This window comes from Sphingomonas profundi, assembly GCF_009739515.1.
GTDB lineage: Bacteria > Pseudomonadota > Alphaproteobacteria > Sphingomonadales > Sphingomonadaceae > Alterirhizorhabdus > Alterirhizorhabdus profundi.
Window position 1 is genome coordinate 576,245 of the sequence record NZ_CP046535.1, and the last position, 19,226, is coordinate 595,470.

Here is a 19,226-nt window from a genome sequence, read left to right on the forward strand (position 1 = left end):
GCCCGAAGCTGCAGCGACACAGGGCCGGCTCAATCCGTTCCATCAGACCCTTCCCGTTCCCGTCGCTCTGTGGCGGCGTGAGGGCAGGTTACGCCGTTTTTGCGGGCACGCAAGCCTCCTCGATGCGGTCGGCCTGTGCTTGCGCAACGGCGCTGTGCGGAGAGGCCGGGTCAGAAGTCGATCGAGGCGGACAGTTTGGCGGTGCGGGGCGCGCCCTGGAGCAGCGCCTGGTTGAAGCTGTCGAAGGCGGACGCCCAGTAGCGCTTGTTGGCGACATTCTCCACGCCGGCGCGCAGGGTGATCGGCTTGTCGCCGGCCACCAGCACGAAGCGCGCGCCGAGATCGAAGCGGGTCCAGCCTTTGATCTGAAGGGTGTTCGCCTGATCGACCTTCTGCTTGCCGGTGTAGATCACGCGGCCGGTGAGGGTGAGGCCGGGCACGAACGGCGTGTCCCACTCGACATTGGCGTTGCCCGTATATTTCGGCACGCCGGGCGCGTAATTGCCGTCGTTCGCGCCGAACGGCGTGTCGCGCAGCTTGGCCTTCACGAAGGCGCCGCCGGCGATCACGCGCAGGCCCTTCGTCAATTCGCCGTCCACGCTCAGTTCGACGCCGCGATTGCGCTGCTCGCCGAACAGGCCGAAGCGCAGAAAGCCGGGGGCAGCGGGATCGGGCGTCACCTGACCCAGCGGCAGCTTGATCTGGTAGACCGCGACGCTGGCGTTGAACCGGCCGAAGGTGGCCTTGGCGCCCGCCTCATACTGAGTGGAGCGGAACGGCGCGAACACCTGGCCGAGATTGCTGACGGGCTGGGTTGTGCCGGTGATCGCGTTGAAGCCGCTGGCCGGCGCGGTTGGCCCCTGCTGAAGCCCCTCGATCCGGTTGGCGAACAGCGACACCCCCGCCACCGGCTTGACGACGAGGCCGACGACCGGCGTGAGGCTGCTCTTCTCGTAGGAGGGTGCCGCCGATCCGTCGAAATACGAGTAGGAGGTCGTCTTGATCTCCTGCAGGCGGATGCCGGCGGTGAGCAGGATGCGATCCTCCCACAGCCCGATCGTGTCGGATGCGAACACGCTGCGCAGCCGGGTGCGCGAGATCGGGAACGGATCGTCCAGATTGCCGCCCTGGAAGGTGGAACTTGGCAGCGGCACGTCCGGCGTGTCGTAGATGTTCGTCTGGAAGCCCGCGAAGCCGGGGCCGTAGAGGAAATCAAAGGCGTTGCGGTTGACCTGCCAGGTCAGGCTGGCGCCGGCGTTGAACTCCTGCGTGATGCCGCCGGCCGCCAGCTTCACCCGCGCGCCGGCGGTCGCCGCCTCGTTATTGTCGGTGCGCGGCACGAACAGGGCGTTGCCGGTGGCCGCGCCGGTGACGGCGTTGGTGACGGTGAGGCCCTGGTAGACGCCCTTCTCCGATCCGTCGCGCGCACCGATCACGGCGTAGAGCATCGCATTGTCGGCCACGTCCCACTCGGCGCGGGCGGTGCCGAAGATGTCGCGCAGCGTGGTGTAGGCCCAGGGCTGCGCATAATTGTGGCTGGCCCTGGGCACGCGCGGGATGGTGGCGGTGCCGATCGTCACCTTGGGGCGCAGGCTGTTCACCTTGAAGCGCTGATAGGCGAGATCGAGTGACAGGCGCACGCTCTCGCCACGGAAATCGAAGCCGCCGCCGATCACGTAGGCGCTGCGGAACTCGTCGTCGATCGCCACGTCGCCGCGCCGTGCCGCGCCGTTGATGCGCACGCCGAACCGCCCGCCCTCGCCGAAGCGGCGGGCGACGTCCACGCTGCCGCCGACATGCGCGTCCGACGTGTAATTCGCTGTGACGCGGTTCAGATCGTCATCGCCGGCGCGCTTGGCCGCCAGGTTGATGTTGCCGCCGATCGCCGAACCGCCGGGCGCGGCGCCGTTCAGGAAGGCGCTGGCGCCGTTCAGCACCTGCACCTGATCGTAGAGTTCCGGCGCCACCAGCTGGCGCGGCGTGATGCCGTAGAGGCTGTTGAAGCCGACATCGTCGCCGAACACCGGGAAGCCGCGGATCACGAACAGCTCTGCCGCATTGCCGAAGCCGTAGGTGACGCGGATCGCCGGATCGTTCTGCAGCACGTCGCCCAGGGTGTTCGGCTGCTGGTTCAGGATCAGCGCGGCATTGTAGCTCTTGATGCTGAACGGCACGTCCTCCGCCGGCTTGTCGCCCAGCGCGCCGAGATCGCCGCTGCGGATGACCTGCGTCTGGTTGTTCTGCTGCGCGGTGACGATGATCTCCTCCGCGCCGACCGTCGCCGCCTCGTCGGCGGCGGTCGCGACTGCCTGCGCGCGGGCCGGGGCCGACAGCGCGAAAAGCGAGCAGGACAGGGCCAGAGCGGCGACACGGCACGTCTTCATCGGTAGATCCCCTTTACGCGCGCACGGTCTCTGCCGATAGACGCGCTACAACTGCAAGTCATTAGCAGTAGCCGTTATCGCGCTCTCCAGCGATCGACAAGTCGTAAAAGACGTCTTGATGACGTCGAGGCGGCGTCAGGCGCTCGCGTCGTCGTGCGCGGCGATGCGGTCGACAGGCACGATCAGCGGCCAGCCGTCCGCCGCTTCGATGCGGGCCGCGATGCCGTAGACGTGCGCCAGCCGCTCCGGCGTGAGGACGGCCAGCGGCGCCCCCTCCGCCACCAGCCGGCCGCGATCCAGCAGCAGCAGCCGATCGCAGTAGCGCGCCGCCATCGTGAGATCGTGCAGCACCGCGATCACCAGCTTGCCGGCCCTGGCCTCGCCGGCCAGCAGGTCCATGACGTCAAGCTGGTGGCCGGGATCGAGCGAGGCGAGCGGCTCGTCGGCGACGAGGGCGGGTGCGTCGACCGCCAGTGCCCGCGCCAGCATCACGCGCGCCCGCTCGCCGCCGGACAGTTCGGTCGCCACCCGCGCGCGCAGGTGGCCGACGCCGGCGCGCGCCATGGCCTCCTCGACGATCGCCATGTCGCGCGGCGATATACGCGACAGCGGCGCCAGGTGCGGCAGCCGGCCGAGCGCCACCAGCCGCTCCACCGAGAGCGGCCAGTGCAGCGTCTGGCCCTGCGGCAGATAGGCGAGCGACCGCGCGACGGCGCGGCGCGGCAGGCCGGCCACCGGCTGCCCGTCCAGCAGCACCGCGCCCCCGTCCGGGCGCAGCAGCCCCAGCAACGTGCGCACGAGGGTCGACTTGCCGGCCCCGTTCGGCCCGACGATGCCGATCAGGGCGCCCGGCGACATCGTGGTGGAAACGCCCCGCAGCACCGGCCGCGCGCCCAGCGACACGCTTGCGTCGCGGAAGGTGAGCGTCACCACAGCCGCCGTTCCCGCAGCAGATGGACGAGGAAGACGGGAACGCCGAGGAAGGCGGTGACGACGCCGAGCTTGAGCTCGTTCTGGGTCGGCACCAGCCGCACCGCGATATCGGCGAGCGTCAGCAGCGCGGCCCCCGCCAGCAGCGACGGCAGCAGGACGGACGAGGGGCTCCGGTCCGTCAGCGGCCGGACCAGATGGGGCACGATGAGGCCGACGAAGCCGATCGATCCGGACACCGCCACGGCGCCGCCGACGCCGATGCCCACGCCCAGCAGCAACCGGAGCCGGGTGCGCGCGAGATCGACGCCGAGCGCCTGCGCGCCGTCCTCCCCCAACGTCAGCGCATCGAGCGCGCGGGCGTCTACCAGCAGCAGGGCCATGCCGATCGCGATGCACGGCAGCGCCACCCAGACATGATCGATCGAGCGGTTCTCGATCGATCCGAGCAGCCACGTCGTGATCTCCATCGCCGCGAACGGATTGGGCGAGAGGTTGAGGGCGAGGCTGATGCCGGCGCCGGCCATCGTGGAGACGGCGATGCCGGCGAGGATGAGCGTGAGCGGACTTTCCGAACGGCCCGCCAGCGCGAAGAGGAGGAGCAAAGCGAGCAGGCCGGAGGTGATGGCGAGAGCCGGCAGGATGAGGATGTGCAGCTCCGACAAACCGAAATAGAGCGCGCCGACCGCGCCGAGCGCCGCCGCGTTGGACGCGCCGAGCACCGACGGCTCGGCCAGGGGATTGCGCAGGAAGCCCTGCAGCGCCGCGCCCGCCAGGCTCAGCATGCCGCCGATCGCCAGACCCAGGATCGCGCGCGGCAGGCGCAGATCGAACAGGATCGCGGCCGCGATGCGATCCCCATGGCCCGCCGCCGCAGCCAGCAGCCGCGCCGGTGCGATGGTGGCGGCGCCGATGCCGAGGGAGGCGATGCCGGCGAGGATCGCCAGCATCAGCAGGCCGGGCAGCAGCAGCCGGTGGCGCGCCTCAGGCGGACGGGGCATGGCAGCAGCCGCCTGGCGGGGGTGGGATGGCGGCGCGCTGCCGGTGCGCTGCGCCGGCCGGGGCCGCCGCGTCGGCACGGCCGCCCGCCTTCGTCAACGGCGTGGCTATCCGACCGGCACCGGCACGCTGATCGACGGTCTGATGATGCACGCCGGTTCCGTAGGACTCGCCGGCAGGCCCGGCAAGCCGCTTCTCAGACGGTGCGGGTTCGCCAGGCCATGAACCAGATGGCGAGGCCGCCCAGCGCCAGCAGCGCCCCGATCGGCCCGGTCGAGGTCCAGCCGAGCCCGGCGGCGATCGCCACGCCGCCGAGCCATGCGCCCAGCGCATTGGCCAGGTTGAACGCGCTGTGGTTGAGCGAGGCGGCCAGCGCCTGCGCGTCCGCCGCGATGTCCATCAGCCGCGTCTGCAGCGGCGGCCCCATCGAGAGGGCGGCGAAGCCGACGAAGAACATGTTGACCGTCACCGCCGCCACATCGTGCGCGGTAATCGCGACCAGGCCGAGGGTGACCACGTTGAGCGCCAGGGTGATCCAGATCGCCCGCATCACGCCGCGATCCGCCAGCCAGCCGCCGAACAGGCTGCCCGCCACCATCCCCGCGCCGATTACCGAGAGGATGATCGGCACGTGCGCCTCCGCCATCCCGGACACCTCCGTCAGCATCGGCGTGATGTAGCTGTAGACCGCGAACACGCCGCCGAAGCCGATCGCGGCGATGCCGAGCGTCAGCCACACCTGCCCGCGGCGCAGCGCGCCGAGCTCGGTCAGCGGGCTCGCATCGTCCGGCGCCGGGATCGGCCTCAGGGCGAAGCGGCACAGGATGGCGGTGGCGAGGCCGATCGCGGCGACGACGACGAACGCCCCCCGCCAGCCCGCCACCTGGCCCACCCACGTGGCGAACGGCACGCCGACGATGTTGGCGGAGCTGAGCCCCAGCATCATCCGCGCGACGGCCTGCGCGCGCTTGTCCGCCGGCACCAGCGACGCCGCGACCAGCGAGGCGATGCCGAAATAGGCGCCGTGCGGCAGGCCGGCCAGGAAGCGCGCGGCGACGACGAGGCCGTAGCTGGAGGCGAGGGCGCACAGCAGGTTGGCGCAGGCGAAGAAGGCCATCAGCCCGATCAGCATCGCCCGTCGCCCCGCCCGCGCGAACACCACCGCCAGCAGCGGCGCGCCGATGACGACGCCGAGCGCATAGGCGCTGATCATGTGCCCGGCCACCGGCACGCTGACATGCACGTCGCGCGCGACGTTGGGCAGCAGCCCCATCGACGCGAACTCCCCGGTGCCGAGCGCGAAGCCGCCGAGCGCCAGCGCCAGTTCGGCCACACCGGCGCCGTAGGGCGGCGTATCACACCGATCGCGGGGGATCGCGGAGACGGCGGTGGACATGAGCGGGGCATCCTCGGGTTGGTTCCGGCGGCCTCTCCCGAGCCTGCGGCTGGTGCGCCGCCCGCGCCCATGTGGCCCCGACGGCCCTCGCTTGCAACGGGAACCGCCCGACCCTTCCTCCACCAGGGCATTCGACATTCAGCGGATGAAGCCGGTTTCGTTTGCCTCCTATGCAAACCGCTCATTCTGAGGAGCCATTGATCGCGGTCACTCAGCCCCTCCTCAGGACGAGCGGACATGCAGGAAGCGGAGTGTCGATCCGACATGGGGGGCCAGTCAGGCGCGCCCGTCGGCCGGTCACGCCGGCACTGTCGCCGAACCGTGGGCGCGGTGCCGGCGCATCACCCCGCCGACCAGCGCGAAGGGCCGGCGCAAGATGAAGCAGGCGCGTTGAAAGTAGAGGCGCGCAGATGTCGGCGTTTCGTCTCGCCGGGTACGACTGCCATCGCCCGTTCATTTGCCGGCGCTATGGTCGTGACCATGCAGAGAGACACCTACAAGAAGATCGGCCTCGCCGCCGTGATCCTGCTCGCGCCCGGCGGGTTCATCCTCGGGGCGACGCTGGCGGCCAATCACTACCGTAGGAAGCGGGGCGAGCGGGCGGCGGCCCAGGCGGACGAACCCGCCGGTCCGGAAAGCTGAGGCCGGGGAGGGCGCGCATCGCCCTCCCCGGCCGGGGCATCAGCGCGGGATCGTCCAGCGGATGCGGTCGGTGGTGTTCGTCGCGGTCGGCTGGCCGGCATCGTCGCGCGCGGGGGTGAAGCGGGCGCGGCGCTGGTAGAGCCGGCACGTCGCCTCGTCGAGCAGCGGGAAGCCGCTGGAGGCGGTGACGGTGCAGTCGCTCACCCGGCCGTCCGCGCCGATGCGGGCGCTGATCGAAACGGTGCCTTCCTCTTCGTTGCGCAGCGATCGGGCGGGATAGTCCTCCGCCGTGATCCAGCCGGCGCGATCGCCCCTGGCCGATGCCTTCGCGGCGCGCGAGAGGGCGGCGGGCTGCGGCGGCGGCGGCGGCGTCACCTCGACCCGCCGCGCTTCCGGCAGCGGCGGCAGCGGCAGCGGCGTCATGTCCGGCCCGCAGGCTCGATCCGGGTGACAGGGCGTCCGCAATCGGACATCAACGGCGTGAACTATCGTATGCCGATGCAGGCCGGAGCCGGAGTGACCCCATGAAGACATACGCCGCGATCGCCCTTCTCTCCGGCATGGCGGTGCCGGCCGGCGCCGCCCCGATCGCCCTCGATCATGTCCGTCTGTTCGCCGGCGGCGGGGCGCCGGTGGAGGACGCCACCGTGCTGATCGACGGCGATCATGTCGTCGCCGCGGGCAGGGCAGTGCCCGTTCCGCCCACAGCGGAACGGCGCGACTATCGCGGCTACACGGTGATGCCCGGCCTCATCTCGGATCACAGCCATGTCGGCGCCGTATCGGGCGTGTCGACCGGGCCGCAAAATTATACGGCGGAGATCATCGCCGGGCAGCTGGCGCAGTATCGCCGCTACGGCGTCACCACCGTGGTGGCGCTCGGCAACAACCGCCCGCTGTTCGACAGCCTGCGCGTGCAGGCGCATGCGGGCAGGCTGCCCGCCGATCTGTTCGGGGTCGACCAGGGCATCGGCGCGCCCGACGGCGCGCCGCCGCAGGCGATGATGAAGAGCGCGCCGGACCAGCTGTACCGGCCCGCGACGGTCGCCGAGGCGAAGGCGGCGGTGGATCGAATGGTGGCGGCGAAGACCGATCTGGTGAAGATCTGGGTCGATACGTTCGGCGGCACGCTGCCGAGAAAGATGCGGCCGGAGATCGTCGCCGCCGTGATCGCGCAGGCGCATGCCAGGGGCGTTCGCGTCGCCGCGCACATCCATGATCTGGCGGATGCGCGGATGGTGGTGGCGGCCGGCGCGGACATTCTGGCGCACGGCGTCCGCGACCAGCCGATCCCGCCGGAATTCGCGGGCGAGCTCAAGACGCGGGGCGTCTGGTACGTCGCCACGCTGGAACTCGACGAGGCGACCACCGCCTGGGCCGAGCAGGCGCCATGGACGCGGACGGCCTTCGCCCGCGCGGCCCTGTCGCCCGAACTGGCCCGGCAGGTGGACGATCCGGCGTGGCGCGCGAGGACGCTGGCCGATCCCAAGGCGGCGGAGGCGCGCACATCGCTGGCGATGAACCTGCGGAACCTGAAGATCCTGCACGATGCCGGCGTCAGGATCGGCTTCGGCACGGACAGCGGCGCCGCCCCGTTGCGCGTGCCCGGCATCGCCGAGCATCGCGAGCTGGCGTTGATGGTCGAGGCGGGGCTCAGCCCCGTCGAGGCGCTGACCGTCGCGACCAGCCGCGCGGCCGAGGAGATGGGCCTCGCCGATCGCGGCACGATCGCCGCGGGCAGGCGCGCCGACCTGCTAGTCGTGCGCGGCGATCCGACGCGGAACATCGCGGCGATCGACGACATCGTCGAAAGCTGGTCAGCCGGAACCGTCGTGAAAGGGCCGCTGCCGGCGCCGGAGCATGCCCTGCGGGACTGATCCTGGCCGTCACCAGGCACGACCGCCGGGCCGGTCGCGTCCGCCGCCTACGCCTATGCGGTGGCGTTATCCCGGCGGAGTCACATGCGGAAGCGCAAGCCGATCAGGCCGTTGTGGCGCGGTCCGTCACCGAACTCGCCGGCATAGGTGCCGAACAGGCTCAGCTGCCCGGTGAGGTCCACGCCGATACCGCCGCCGGCCGTCGCGACGGTGCGGTCGCGCGCCGCCCCCGGCACGGTGAAGCCGGTGCTGGCGCCGCGCAACGCCGCCGTGGCCAGGCTGCCGCGCCCGTCGATCGCCCGTCGCACGCCCAGCGAGACGTAGGGGTGCACGCGTGCGCCCGCCTCGCGGCCGCCGATCACCGCGATGTCGCCGTTGACGAACCAGCGTTCCGCACGATCGCGTGCGACGTCGAGCAGGAACGGGCCGGTGCCGCTCTCGGCGACCCGCCCGCGCGTGGACCGGACATAGCTGACGCCGACGCGCGGCTGCACCGCCCAGCCGCCCAGCATCGCCGTGTAGCGGGCCGTGACGTCGCCGATCCAGCTGTGCAGATCGTAGCGCCCCGCCGCGCTGGCGGAGCCGGGCAGCGCGCGGCGCGTCGTCGCCTTGCCGCCGTCATAGGCGACGAGCGCGCCGAGGGTGAGCGCGTCGAGCGACACCTCCCCCTGCACGCCGGCGATCACGCCGTCCGCGTCCGTCCTGGCATCGATCGCGCGGAGCCGCTGGCGACCGTCGAGATAGCCGACGAAGGCGCCAATCCAGCCCCGTTCGGCGCCGATGCCGATGCCGCCCATGCCGCCATAGGTCTGCATCCGCGCGGACGCGGTGCCCTGCAGGCGGTCGCCGGGGATCGTGCGGTGGTTGGTCAGCGCTTGGCCGAAGGTGAACAGGCCGGCGGACGTCGCCGTGGTGCGGCTCTGCGCGCGCGCCGCCTCGATGATCGTCAGGCCGTTCTCGGCCCCCAGCTGCGAGGCCGCCGCATAGGCTTCCGGCGAGAGACGGCGGAACGCATCCGGGTTGCTGGCGCCACCCGCGGCGAGCAGCTGCGGCACCGCGGCGACGAGGGCCGATCCGCCCTGGCCGGAGACGAGCACGCCGTTCACGTAGCCGATCGTGGCGTTCACCTGTGGCGAGAAGCCGGCATCGGTGCGGAAGGTGCCGAGCAGTTGCAGGCGATTGGCCGACTGGCTGAGGAAGCCGCCGACCGACGCCGCCTGGCTGATCGTGCCGAACGTGCCGCTGATGCCGCCGGTAGCGACGATCAGGTCGAGCGAGATGCCCGGCGTGAGCGGGCGCGTGCCGACGAGCGACAGGCTGGCGCCCGAGGCGATCGTGACCGCGCCGGACACGACCAGCTGGTCGCTGAGCGAGGGGCTGAGCTCCAGCAGCGTCGTCGATCCCGCCGCGAGGGCGACGTTGCCCGTCACCGCCATCGTGCCCGGCGACGCGCCGGGGCTGAGCGTGCCGGCGACCACGATGTTGCCGATCACCGCGCCGGCCGAGCCGAAGGTGGCGCCGCTCGCGACGGTGATCGTCGGCGCCGTCAGCCGCGATCCGGCGAGGCCGATCAGCCGGCCGCCCGAGATGGCGGCGGTGGCGAAATCGAGGTTGCCGGCGAAGCTGGCGACGCCGGACTGGTGCGCCAGCGCCTCGAAATTGACGAAGCGGGTCGTGCCGAGCGCCGTCGGCGCCGCCTCCGTACCGGACACGGCGACCTCGAAGCGATCGCTGCCGGCGCCCGCATCGATGCTGCCGGAGATCGCCGGCGATCCGGTCAGCCGCAGCACGTCGTCGCCCGCGCCGAGATCGACCGCGCCGGCGAACGTGCCGGCCAGCGTGAGGCGGTTGGCCCCCGCGCCGAAGCTGGTGCTGCCGGCCACCAGCGTCGCGCCGGCATCGACGGTCAGCGCATTGTCGCCGAGCAGCACGGTATCGAACCGGGCGGTGCCGCGCGCGATGCGCAGGGCGCCGCTGTCGGTGGCCTCCAGCACCTCGAACTGGCCGAGCCGGTCGCCGTCGATGGCGAGGTCGGCGGTGAGTTCCAGCACCGCGCGATCGCTGCCGTCCCCACCCGAGACGGTGCCGTCCAGGGCGGCGCCTGCGGCGAGCCGGAACATGTCCGCGCCGCCGCCCAGCGACACCGCGCCCAGCAGCCGCCCGCCGGCGAGCAGGGTCAGCGCGTCGCCGGCATCGCCGAAGGTCGTCCGGTCGGCGGCGGCGCCCAGCGTGCCGGCGACATCGAGCCGTCCGCCGGCGAGGGCGATCGTCTCGAAGCCGCTGGCGGTGCCGGCCAGCGTCACCGTGCCGGGGGCGGTCAGCGTCAGGCGATCGCTGCCGGCGCCGCCATCGTAGCTGCCGCTGAGGCGATCGCCGGACAGGGCGAGATCGTCATTGCCGCCGCCGAGCGCCACGGCGGCGGTGTCGCCGCGCACCGCCACGCTCTCGCCGCCATCGCCGCCGGCGATGCGGGCGACCGCGAAGCCCGAGGGGTCCAGCGCGAGGCCGGTGCCGGCCAGGCTGATCATGTCCCACGCCTGATCGAGCCGCAGCGTCAGCGTGCCCGCGCCGGTCACGCCGAGCCGCTCGAACCCGGACCGCGCGCCAAGGCCCGTCCGATCGCCGGCGAGGGCCGCGATATAGGTGTCGATCCCGTCCCCGCCGTCCACGCCCGCGGCGGCGGTGCTGCCCGCCCCCTCGACGAACGTGTCGGCACTGGCGCCGAGCATCACCGCGCCGCGGATCGTGCCGCGATTGACGACGGAATCGTCGCCGCCGCCCAGCGCAACGCCGCCGGCGATGGTGCCGGCATTGTCGATCGACTCGCCGCCGCCGCTGCCCGTGAAGGTGATCGGCCCCGCCGTCGACACGGTCTCGCCGGCCGCGATGGTGGCGGTGCCGCCGGCCAGCCCGATCGTATCGACCGCGAATGCGCCGGAATAGGCGACGCTGCCGCTGCCGCTCTGCGTGACGCTCTCGAAATTGACGTAGCGCATCGCTGCTACGGTGCCGCCTCCGGTGGCATCGATGGCCAAGGCGTCGATGCCGTCGCCGCCGTCGATCACGCCCGTCACGATCGCGCCGGCGCTCTGGACGAAGCGATCGTTGCCGCTGCGCAGATAGACCATGCCGTCGATCAGGCCGCTATTCTCGATCACGTCGTCGCCCGCACCCAGATCGATCGAGCCGGTGATCGTGCCGCTGTTGCGGATCCGGTCGCCGCCTTCGCCCGTCTGGATCGCACCGGCGATGAAGCCGTCCGCCACCAGGCCGCCATTACCCAGCAAGGCGAGCGTGTCGGGCTCCACCGCGGTGCCGGCGCCGCCGGTGATGGTGCCGGCATTGACGAGGTCGAGCGTGCCGCCGGGCACGACCAGAGCGACCGAGGCGACGCCGGGCGCGGCGATCCTGCCGCCCGCCGCGTTCACGACCGAGACGACGCTGCCGCTATCGGCCACGGCGACCAGCCCGGCGGAGAAGCGGGGCAGGCCGGCGTCGGCCAGGCCGTCGCGCCGCGCGATGACGGTGCCGCTGTTCGTGATGCTGATGGTCGAGGTCGATTCGTCCAGCGCGTTCGCGGCGACCAGCAGCGCCGCACCGCCGGTGCCGGTCGCCTCGATCATGCCGCTGTTCGCGGCGACGAGCGTGTTGCCCGTGTCCGTGAAGTTGCCGATGCTGACGCTTGTCGCAGCGAAGCCGCCGCGGCTTATCGTGCCGCCGTTGACGAACGAGACGGACGAGGATTGCAGCGAGGCGGCCAGGCCGCCGCTGATCTGCCCTTGGTTGGCGATGGAGACGGGCGCGGCGCTGCCTTCGTTCGGCAGGCCCTGAGAGAGAGCGACCGCCGCATAGAAACCGTTGGAAGAGTCGCCGGTGCCAAGGATGGAGCCGGTGTTTGAAAAGGTGAACGCCTCCTCGGCCGTGCCGAACAGCAGCACGCTGTTCGTGCGGGAGGCAGAGCCGATCGTGCCATCGTTGACGAAGCTGCGGGCAAAGCCGGTCACGCCCGTGCGGAGCGTCGCCTGGTTGGTGAAGCTCGCGGCCGCACTGTCGCCCACGAAGCTTCCTCTCAGATCCTCGCCGAAGCTGACACTGTAGAGGGAATCCTGGCTGCCGAGCACGTCGGCGCGATTGACGAACATGCCGTCGCCGTAGAGCACCAGGCCGTTGGCGGCGCCGGCGGCCGGGCCGTTTATCGTCACGATCGTGTCGCGCCCGATCGCCTCCACCGCCTCCTCCTCGAAGGTCGCCGGCAGTGGCCCGCCGATGGTGATGCTGCCGCTGGCGGAAAAGCTGGTGCCGTAGCGATCGATGCCGTCGCCGGCGTCGATCGTGCCGCTCACCCCGGTCGTGCAGTTGCGCACCAGCAGCGTGTCGTTGCCGGGGCTGAACAGCAGGTTGCCGTTCAGGCGTCCGCCTTCCGCGACATAGACCGAGCCGTTGCCGAACGAGAAGCTGCGGCCGAGCAGGACGTCGCCCTCGATCGTGCCGGCGTTCGTGACGATGGTACGGCCGTCGTTCCGAATCGCCACGCCCGCGCCGCCGCTGATCGTGCCACCGGCGAGATTGGCGACGGCGAGATCGGCGAAGATGCCGCGGATCGCCGCATCCCCGGTGCTGGCGATGCGGCCGCTGTTGGTGATGCTGGCGAAGCTGGTCGCCGACACCGCCCATCCGCCCGTCTCGATCGTGCCGCTGTTCGTCAGATCCCCGTTCACGGAGACGCCGATCGACGCGGCGCTGCCGCCGGGCGCCTGCACGATCCTGCCGCGATTGATGATGCCGGTGTTGCCATTGCCGCTGATGCCGATCGATCCATCCAGATTGATCGTGCCGGAATTGACGATCGTGCGGGTGCCGCTGAAGGGGAAATCCGAACCGAAGAGGCCGATCGCGCGTCCGCTCACGCCAGGCGCGCTCGTGACGTTGAGCGTCCCGGCATTCTCGAACGTCGAGTTCGCGGTGACGAGCACGCCGGAGAAGCCGCTCGACGGGGAGATCAGCGTATAGGAGAGCGTGCCCCGGTTCACGATCGACAGGGCCGACACGTCCGCATTACCGACGCCGACGGCGAGCAACTGATCGAGCGTCGAGGCGGCGGTCGAGACGACCGGATCGTTGATCGTCGCGATATCCGCGCCGAGATCGACGCTGCCGCGGCCGGTCAGGTCCAGCGTGGTGGTGAGCGGCCGGGCCGAGGTGAGCCGAAGCGCCGCGCCGTTCGCCAGCTCGTAGCCGATGCCCTCGAACCCGGCCACCGGCACGATCGCCGCCGTCAGGTCTCCGGTGACGCGCAGGCGCACCTTGTCCAGCCCTTCGCCGCCGTCGACGATCCCGCTGATGCCGGTGAAGCGGCCGTCGACCAGCCGGCCATAGTCCGTCAGCAGCAGATCGTCGCCGCCGCCCAGGCGCAGGTCGCCGGCGAGCGTGCCGCCCGTATCCGCATAGACGTCGGACGACGTGTCGAAAGCGCCTGGATGGGAGAGATCGACGGCACCCTCGATCCGGCCGGCGTTGACGATGATCGCCTCTCTGCTGAAGAAGCTGCTACCGAAGCCGATCGCCGCGATCGTGCCGCGGATCAGGCCGCCGGCCCGGTTGTCGATCGTCGAGGAGAAACCCGGATCGACGCCGATGCCCGCCGTGGCGCCGATCGTGCCGGTATTCACGAGCGTGATCGCGCCCGTCATCACGCCCCGCGCGGCGCCTTCGATCGTGCCGCTGTTCGTCGAGCTTATGCTGCGGACCTGCCCGCCACCCAGTTCGATGACGGCGGCGGTTCCCCCGGTCGAGCGGATCGTGCCCGAATTGGTCAGCGGCTGGCCGGATATGTACACCGCCGTGCCGCTGGCGGTGATCGTGCCTTCGTTGACGAGACCGCCCCCATCGTCCGAGACGGTTCGCGACGCATCCACCGCGCCCCCGCCGATGGCGGTGATGGTGCCCCGGTTCACGAAGGAGAATAGCTGCGGCGGCGCCAGCGCGTAGGTGGTGGGATCGGCCAGCGTGGAGACGATGTCGCCGAGGTTGGTCACGCTGATCCGCGAGGATCCGCTGTACCGATCCGGAAAGGTGACGAGCGGGCCGTTGACGGCGATCGTGCCGCTCGTCGTGAGGCTGCCGCTGCCGGCGAGCGCGATCACATAGCCCGGCGCGGACGCCAGCGTGAGCGCGGCATCGTTCGACAGGGTATATTGCACCTTGCTGAAGCGTGCCGCTGCAGCGAGGCCGTCAATCGCCCCGCCCGTCGCGAGAGCGAACTCGGCCCGGTTGCTGCCGCCGCCGACGTCGATGGCGCCGGTGATCTCACGGATGCGGCCGGTCGCCAGATCGAGCGAGACAGCGAGGCGATCGTCACCGTCGCCCAGCCGCACGTCGCCATCGATGAGGCCGCCGATCGTGTCGACCTCCGATCCCGCAGCTCCGGTGGCGACGACCGATCCGTCGATCGTTCCGCGGTTCACCAGCGTCAGCGATCCGCCGCGCACGGCGAGCGATCCGCCGCTCGCGATGAGGCCGCCAGCGCGATTTTCGAGCGACAGGTTAACCGTCGAATCGATGGCGGCGCCCGGACCGGCATTCGCGATCGTGCCGGAGTTGAGCACGAACGAGCCGTTCCGCAGCGCGAGCGTCGCCGCATCGCCGGCATTGCGGATCGTGCCGCTATTCTCGCCGCCGATGGTCGCGGCGCTCATGCCGCCGCCGGCGATCGTGCCGTTGTTCACGAAGCTGCCGATGGTCGCCTGGATCGCACCGATCGTGCCGGTCTGCCGATTGTTGATCGAGACCCTGGTACGGCTCTGGCCCTCTGCGACGATCGCCGCGCCGCCGGTGGAGGACTGGATGCTGCCGGCATTGTCCAGCGTGGCGAACACCTCGCCGAACATGTTCTCCGGCGCCAGCCGCAACCGCAGGGGCGTGGCGCCGGTGATGCGCCCGTCGGCCCCGACGACGATGTTCAGGCCGATCGACGGGAAGGAGAAGCCGTCGGCCGGGTCGTTCGTCTCCAGCACGCCGTTGGCGCCGGCGCCGTCGACCGTGCCGTCCACCCTGAGGCCCACGATGCTGCCGAACGGCGCGCCGGAAGTGGTGGCGGTGAAGGCCGCCGCGTCGCCCGCGCCCGCCGTCAGCGATGCGCCGGCCTGAACGACGACGGACGTGCTGTTGGACGTCACGCGAAGACTGCCGTTGCTGCCCGAGCATATCGTCGTCACGCCCGCCCGGGGCGGTCGCGGATCGCAGGCGGCCTGCGCGCCGCTCGCCAACATCATCGTCATCGCCGCCGCGCTGCACGACGACAAGACCCCGCAAAGACGCGCCTTCGGCTGCGTCACGCTCCCGCTGACCAACGATGTTCCCCCTGCCCTGACGGAGCATCCTTAGTCATGGGTGGGCTTGGCTGTCGAGGCCGGTCCGGCTTCGTATTTGTGACGGATCTGCCGCTGCTGGCGCGTGATCGGCGCGATCGGCGGCGTTTCATATCCGTATTGGTGCAGATATATCGCTGATACTCGGCTGGGCAGCGGCGGGAGCCGTTCAGGCGTCGACGCGCCTTGGCTGTCCCGATGGCCCGTCCGGCGCGACTTGCCCGTCTACCAGGCGTGTTCGTCGCCGGTCCATTTCAGGAACTTGCCGTTGTCGGCCGGCGTCAGTCCCTCGATTACGGCGATGTTCATCGCCGCCGCCTCGTCCGGCTCCAGATCCGCGACGGCGCCCGCCATCTCGGTACGGATCCAGCCGGGATGCAGCAGCACGACGGTGACGCCCTTGCAGCCGAGTTCCTGCGCCAGCGCCGTCATCACGCGGTTGGTGCCCGCCTTGGCGCTGGCATAGGCGTAGCCGACGACATGATCGTAGGAGTGGGCCGCCGTCTGGCTGGTGATCGACACGATCCTGCCGGCACCGGAGGCGAGGATGTTGGGCAGGAAGCTCTCCACCACGCGGAACGGCCCCATCAGCATGATGTTCAGCTCATGCGCCCAATTGTCATAGTCCATGCTGCCGAGCACCTGCCCCGGCAGCCCGCCCCACACGCCGGCATTGTTGACGAGGATGTCGACCGGCATGTCGCCGATCTCGGCCCGGCACGCCTTGACCGACTCCGTGCTGCCAACGTCCATGGCATGGACCGTCAGCGTGCCGCCGGATGCGTCGGCGGCGGCGCGCAGCGTGTCGGCCCTGCGCGGATCGCGGCACGTCGCCAGCACGCGATGCCCGCGTCCGGCCAACTGCCGCGCGAGTTCGTAGCCTAGCCCGCGCGCGGCGCCGGTGATCAGGATGGTCGCCATGATCGCTCCTCAATCTTCGAGATATTTCATCAGGGTCCGATGCATGTGGCGGATGCGGACCTCCTGATAATTGGCCAGCGTGACGCCCGGCCGGCCGAGCGTCATGCAGCCACGCTGCGCCGCTTCCATGTTGCCGGTATCCTGATCGTAGACGTTGCCGATATACGGATCCATGCCCGGCACCGTGGTGAAGGACTGCGCGGAGGCGAGGCGCACCGGCTGCGCGGTCTCCCACGGCGTGCCGTCCTTCGGCCTGGGCTTCAGGATGACGAGATCGAAGATCGATCGATCGTGGTGCATCCCGTCCGGCCGGAAGCGGTAGACGATCGGAAAGGAGATGCCCGAGAAGAATTGCTGGTTGGGGAAGACGAAGTACGCGATCGAATCGACGATCTCGCTGTCGGTGGTGGCAGACAGATCCGGCCCGCCGCGTGCCGCCACCGTATCGCGGAAAAATTGCGCCATGATCCGCCGCGCCGTCTCGCCTTCGCCGACCATCAGCTTCTCGGTCACGTCGCCGCGATCGCCGATCAGGAAGCTGTCGAGGATCGCCTGCTCGGTCATCGGCTCCTCGATGAAGGCGCTCGGCGATCCGGCGACGTTGATCAGGCGGTTCACATTGTCGCCGTAGACATCATATTGCGTGTTCGCGTCGCCGTTGGTGCGCATCAGCTGCGGGTGCGTCTCCATGACGTGATAGGCCTCGAGGAACGCCTCCGACGCGATCTTCCAGTTGCAGTTCAGCTCCTTCTGCACGTGCGCGGCGATGTAGCGATCCTCGAACACGGCGCCGGGCACGTGGCCGGGCAGCGGCGCGAGATATTCGGCGAGCGGCGGCGCATCGGGATCGAGGTTGACGAAGACGAAGCCGCCCCACGTCTCGACCCGCACGGCCCCGAGCGCGTAGCGTTCGGGCGAGACGTGCGGGAAATCCCAGGCGCACGGCAGCGACTTGAGGCTGCCGTCGAGATGCCATGTCCAGCCGTGATAGGGGCAGCGGATCTGCCCGGCGCTGCCCTCGCTGAAGCTGGGCTTCAGCTGGGTGCCGCGATGCATGCAGGCGTTGCGATGCGCCCTGATCGCCCCGTCCTCCGCCCGCACGACGATGACCGAGTACGGCCCGAAATCGTAGACGACATAGTCGCCGGGCTCCGGGATATGCTCCTCGCGGCAGGCCCACTGCCACACGCGCGGCCACAGCCGGTCGATCTCGCGGCGGAAGAAATCGGGGGAGGTGTAGCGTTCGGTCGGAATATCCTCGTCACCGAGAAACTCGTACGATTCCCGTGTGAGATAGTCGGGCACCGGGCGGCTGTCCGCGCGCAGCAGATCCTGCACGCTCAGGCCGGGGCACCGCGCGGCACCCGGTCGCTCCACGCTCTGGCTGGCCATGTCGTCTTCCTCTCGAGTCAGGCCGCCAAGGTGGCGGCGGGTATCGCCTCGACCGAGGCGGACCAGATCGGCGCGCCCGTCGGGCCGTCGCTCTCCAGATCGAACGGCATGGGAGGCTGGTAGCCGGTGGCGTCGCGCTTCGTGCCGGGCACCTTCGCCGGCTCCGGCAGGTGGGTGCCGGAGTGCCGTTCGTCGTAGGCCGCGAACTCGCAGTGGCTCATGATCTCACCTGTCGTTGCGGGGTTCGGCGCGCATATTGTCGTCCGTCAGGCCTGCGCCGCCTGCCAGTCGCGCTCGGCGCGCTCCAGATCATGCTTCAGCGGATTGCGGCGCAGGGTGAGGCCGCCATTCACCTGCAACGCCTGGCCGGTCATGAAGCATTGGTCGCGCGCCAGCCACACGGCCGCCTCGGCGATGTCCTCCGACGTGCCGTAGCGGCCGAGCGGGGTGGCTTCGGCGAACACCTGCTTCATCCACGCGGGAATGTCGCCGCCGCCGAAATTGTCGTGGTGCATCGGCGTATCGGTGTGCCCGGCGGCGATCGTGTTGACGCGGATGCCCTCGCGCCCGAACTGGTTGGCGACGGCGCGGACGACATGGTCGATGCCGGCCTTGGTGCCCATATAGGCATCGTAGCCACCATCCACCGTGGTCGACGGCTGCGCCACCGCCGAGCTGATCTGGATGATCGATCCGCCGCGCCCCAGCATGGCCTGCACCATCGCCTGCAGGAAGAAGAAGGAACCCTTGAACTGCAACGCGATCAGCGTGTCGAGATTGGCTTCGCCGAACTCGAGGAACGGCGCGCCCAAGGCGAGGCCGGTGGAGTTCACCGCGATGTCGATGCCGCCCATCTTCTCGATCGCGAAGTCGGCCAGGGCGTGGACGTCCGCCTTGCGCGTCAGGTCGCAGGCGGTGCTGTGGCCGCCGATCTCGGCGGCGAAGGCGGCGGACTTCTCCGCCCGGCGGCTCGCCACCGTCACCTGGGCGCCTTCGTCGCGATAGCGGCGAGCGATCGCCTGCCCCATGTTGCCGGGCTCCGCCGCGCCGATCACGACCGCCCTCTTGCCTTCAAGCAGACCCATTTACCGTATCCCTCGATAACGCCGCATAAGCTGGACCCGCACGGTGCGCGAAGCATCGGCGAGCCCCGGCATCTCGGCCGGGAGGACGACATTCGTGCCGCTTCCGCCGCCGCTGCTCGGTGCGTCGCGGATACCGCCGATGTGGAAGAGGTTCGTCAGGTTGCGCCCGATCGGCGCCGCTGCCGCGCGACAGCTTCGCCGGCTGCCCCGCATGGGTGGTCGCCGCGAATGTG

At 70.5% G+C, this 19,226-nt stretch carries 13 protein-coding genes; 3 read left to right on the plus strand and 10 right to left on the minus strand.

Going from position 1 to position 19,226, the window contains the following annotated elements:
* Positions 1–170: 170 nt before the first annotated feature.
* The 4 genes from GNT64_RS02710 to GNT64_RS02725 form a co-directional block, all read right to left on the minus strand.
* A complete protein-coding gene (locus GNT64_RS02710; RefSeq protein ID WP_156678115.1) occupies positions 171–2,384 on the minus strand; it encodes a TonB-dependent receptor in 2,214 nt (737 codons plus the stop codon).
* 135 nt (positions 2,385–2,519) lie between these two features.
* Positions 2,520–3,317, minus strand: a complete 798-nt coding sequence (locus tag GNT64_RS02715; protein WP_156678116.1) for an ABC transporter ATP-binding protein — start codon at positions 3,315–3,317, stop codon at positions 2,520–2,522.
* Positions 3,311–4,315 carry a FecCD family ABC transporter permease gene (locus GNT64_RS02720; RefSeq protein ID WP_156678117.1) on the minus strand — a complete coding sequence of 335 codons (1,005 nt, stop codon included), beginning with the start codon at positions 4,313–4,315 and terminating at the stop codon, positions 3,311–3,313. Before GNT64_RS02720 ends, GNT64_RS02715 begins: the two co-directional genes overlap by 7 nt.
* A gap of 194 nt (positions 4,316–4,509) precedes the next feature.
* Positions 4,510–5,709: an MFS transporter gene (locus GNT64_RS02725; RefSeq protein WP_156678118.1), complete on the minus strand. Its 1,200-nt coding sequence runs from the start codon at positions 5,707–5,709 to the stop codon at positions 4,510–4,512.
* Positions 5,710–6,030: 321 nt separating this feature from the next.
* Between GNT64_RS02725 and GNT64_RS02730 the strand changes: the two genes are divergently transcribed.
* A complete protein-coding gene (locus tag GNT64_RS02730; protein WP_156678119.1) occupies positions 6,031–6,351 on the plus strand; it encodes a hypothetical protein in 321 nt (106 codons plus the stop codon).
* A gap of 39 nt (positions 6,352–6,390) precedes the next feature.
* Here the strand turns inward: GNT64_RS02730 and GNT64_RS02735 are convergent, their stop codons facing one another.
* Positions 6,391–6,774, minus strand: coding sequence for an energy transducer TonB (locus GNT64_RS02735; RefSeq protein ID WP_197277257.1), 384 nt, complete (start codon positions 6,772–6,774; stop codon positions 6,391–6,393).
* A gap of 101 nt (positions 6,775–6,875) precedes the next feature.
* Between GNT64_RS02735 and GNT64_RS02740 the strand changes: the two genes are divergently transcribed.
* Positions 6,876–8,228, plus strand: coding sequence for an amidohydrolase family protein (locus GNT64_RS02740; protein ID WP_156678121.1), 1,353 nt, complete (start codon positions 6,876–6,878; stop codon positions 8,226–8,228).
* Between the two features lie 80 nt (positions 8,229–8,308).
* On the opposite strand, the gene GNT64_RS02745 is transcribed toward GNT64_RS02740, so the two are convergent.
* Positions 8,309–15,403: an autotransporter outer membrane beta-barrel domain-containing protein gene (locus GNT64_RS02745; RefSeq protein WP_156678122.1), complete on the minus strand. Its 7,095-nt coding sequence runs from the start codon at positions 15,401–15,403 to the stop codon at positions 8,309–8,311.
* Between GNT64_RS02745 and GNT64_RS02750 the strand changes: the two genes are divergently transcribed.
* Positions 15,393–15,611: a hypothetical protein gene (locus GNT64_RS02750; protein WP_156678123.1), complete on the plus strand. Its 219-nt coding sequence runs from the start codon at positions 15,393–15,395 to the stop codon at positions 15,609–15,611. The two genes, GNT64_RS02745 and GNT64_RS02750, sit on opposite strands and share 11 nt — an antisense overlap.
* Before the next feature lie 209 nt (positions 15,612–15,820).
* Here the strand turns inward: GNT64_RS02750 and GNT64_RS02755 are convergent, their stop codons facing one another.
* The 4 genes from GNT64_RS02755 to GNT64_RS02770 are packed head-to-tail and all read right to left on the minus strand — an operon-like array spanning position 15,821 to position 18,993.
* The gene (locus tag GNT64_RS02755; protein ID WP_156678124.1) at positions 15,821–16,516 is read right to left on the minus strand and encodes an SDR family NAD(P)-dependent oxidoreductase; all 696 of its coding nucleotides are present in this window, start codon (positions 16,514–16,516) and stop codon (positions 15,821–15,823) included.
* Between the two features lie 9 nt (positions 16,517–16,525).
* Positions 16,526–17,908, minus strand: coding sequence for an aromatic ring-hydroxylating oxygenase subunit alpha (locus tag GNT64_RS02760; RefSeq protein ID WP_156678125.1), 1,383 nt, complete (start codon positions 17,906–17,908; stop codon positions 16,526–16,528).
* A gap of 17 nt (positions 17,909–17,925) precedes the next feature.
* Positions 17,926–18,129: a hypothetical protein gene (locus GNT64_RS02765; protein ID WP_156678126.1), complete on the minus strand. Its 204-nt coding sequence runs from the start codon at positions 18,127–18,129 to the stop codon at positions 17,926–17,928.
* 45 nt (positions 18,130–18,174) lie between these two features.
* Positions 18,175–18,993, minus strand: a complete 819-nt coding sequence (locus GNT64_RS02770; RefSeq protein WP_156678127.1) for an SDR family NAD(P)-dependent oxidoreductase — start codon at positions 18,991–18,993, stop codon at positions 18,175–18,177.
* Positions 18,994–19,226: the final 233 nt, after the last annotated feature.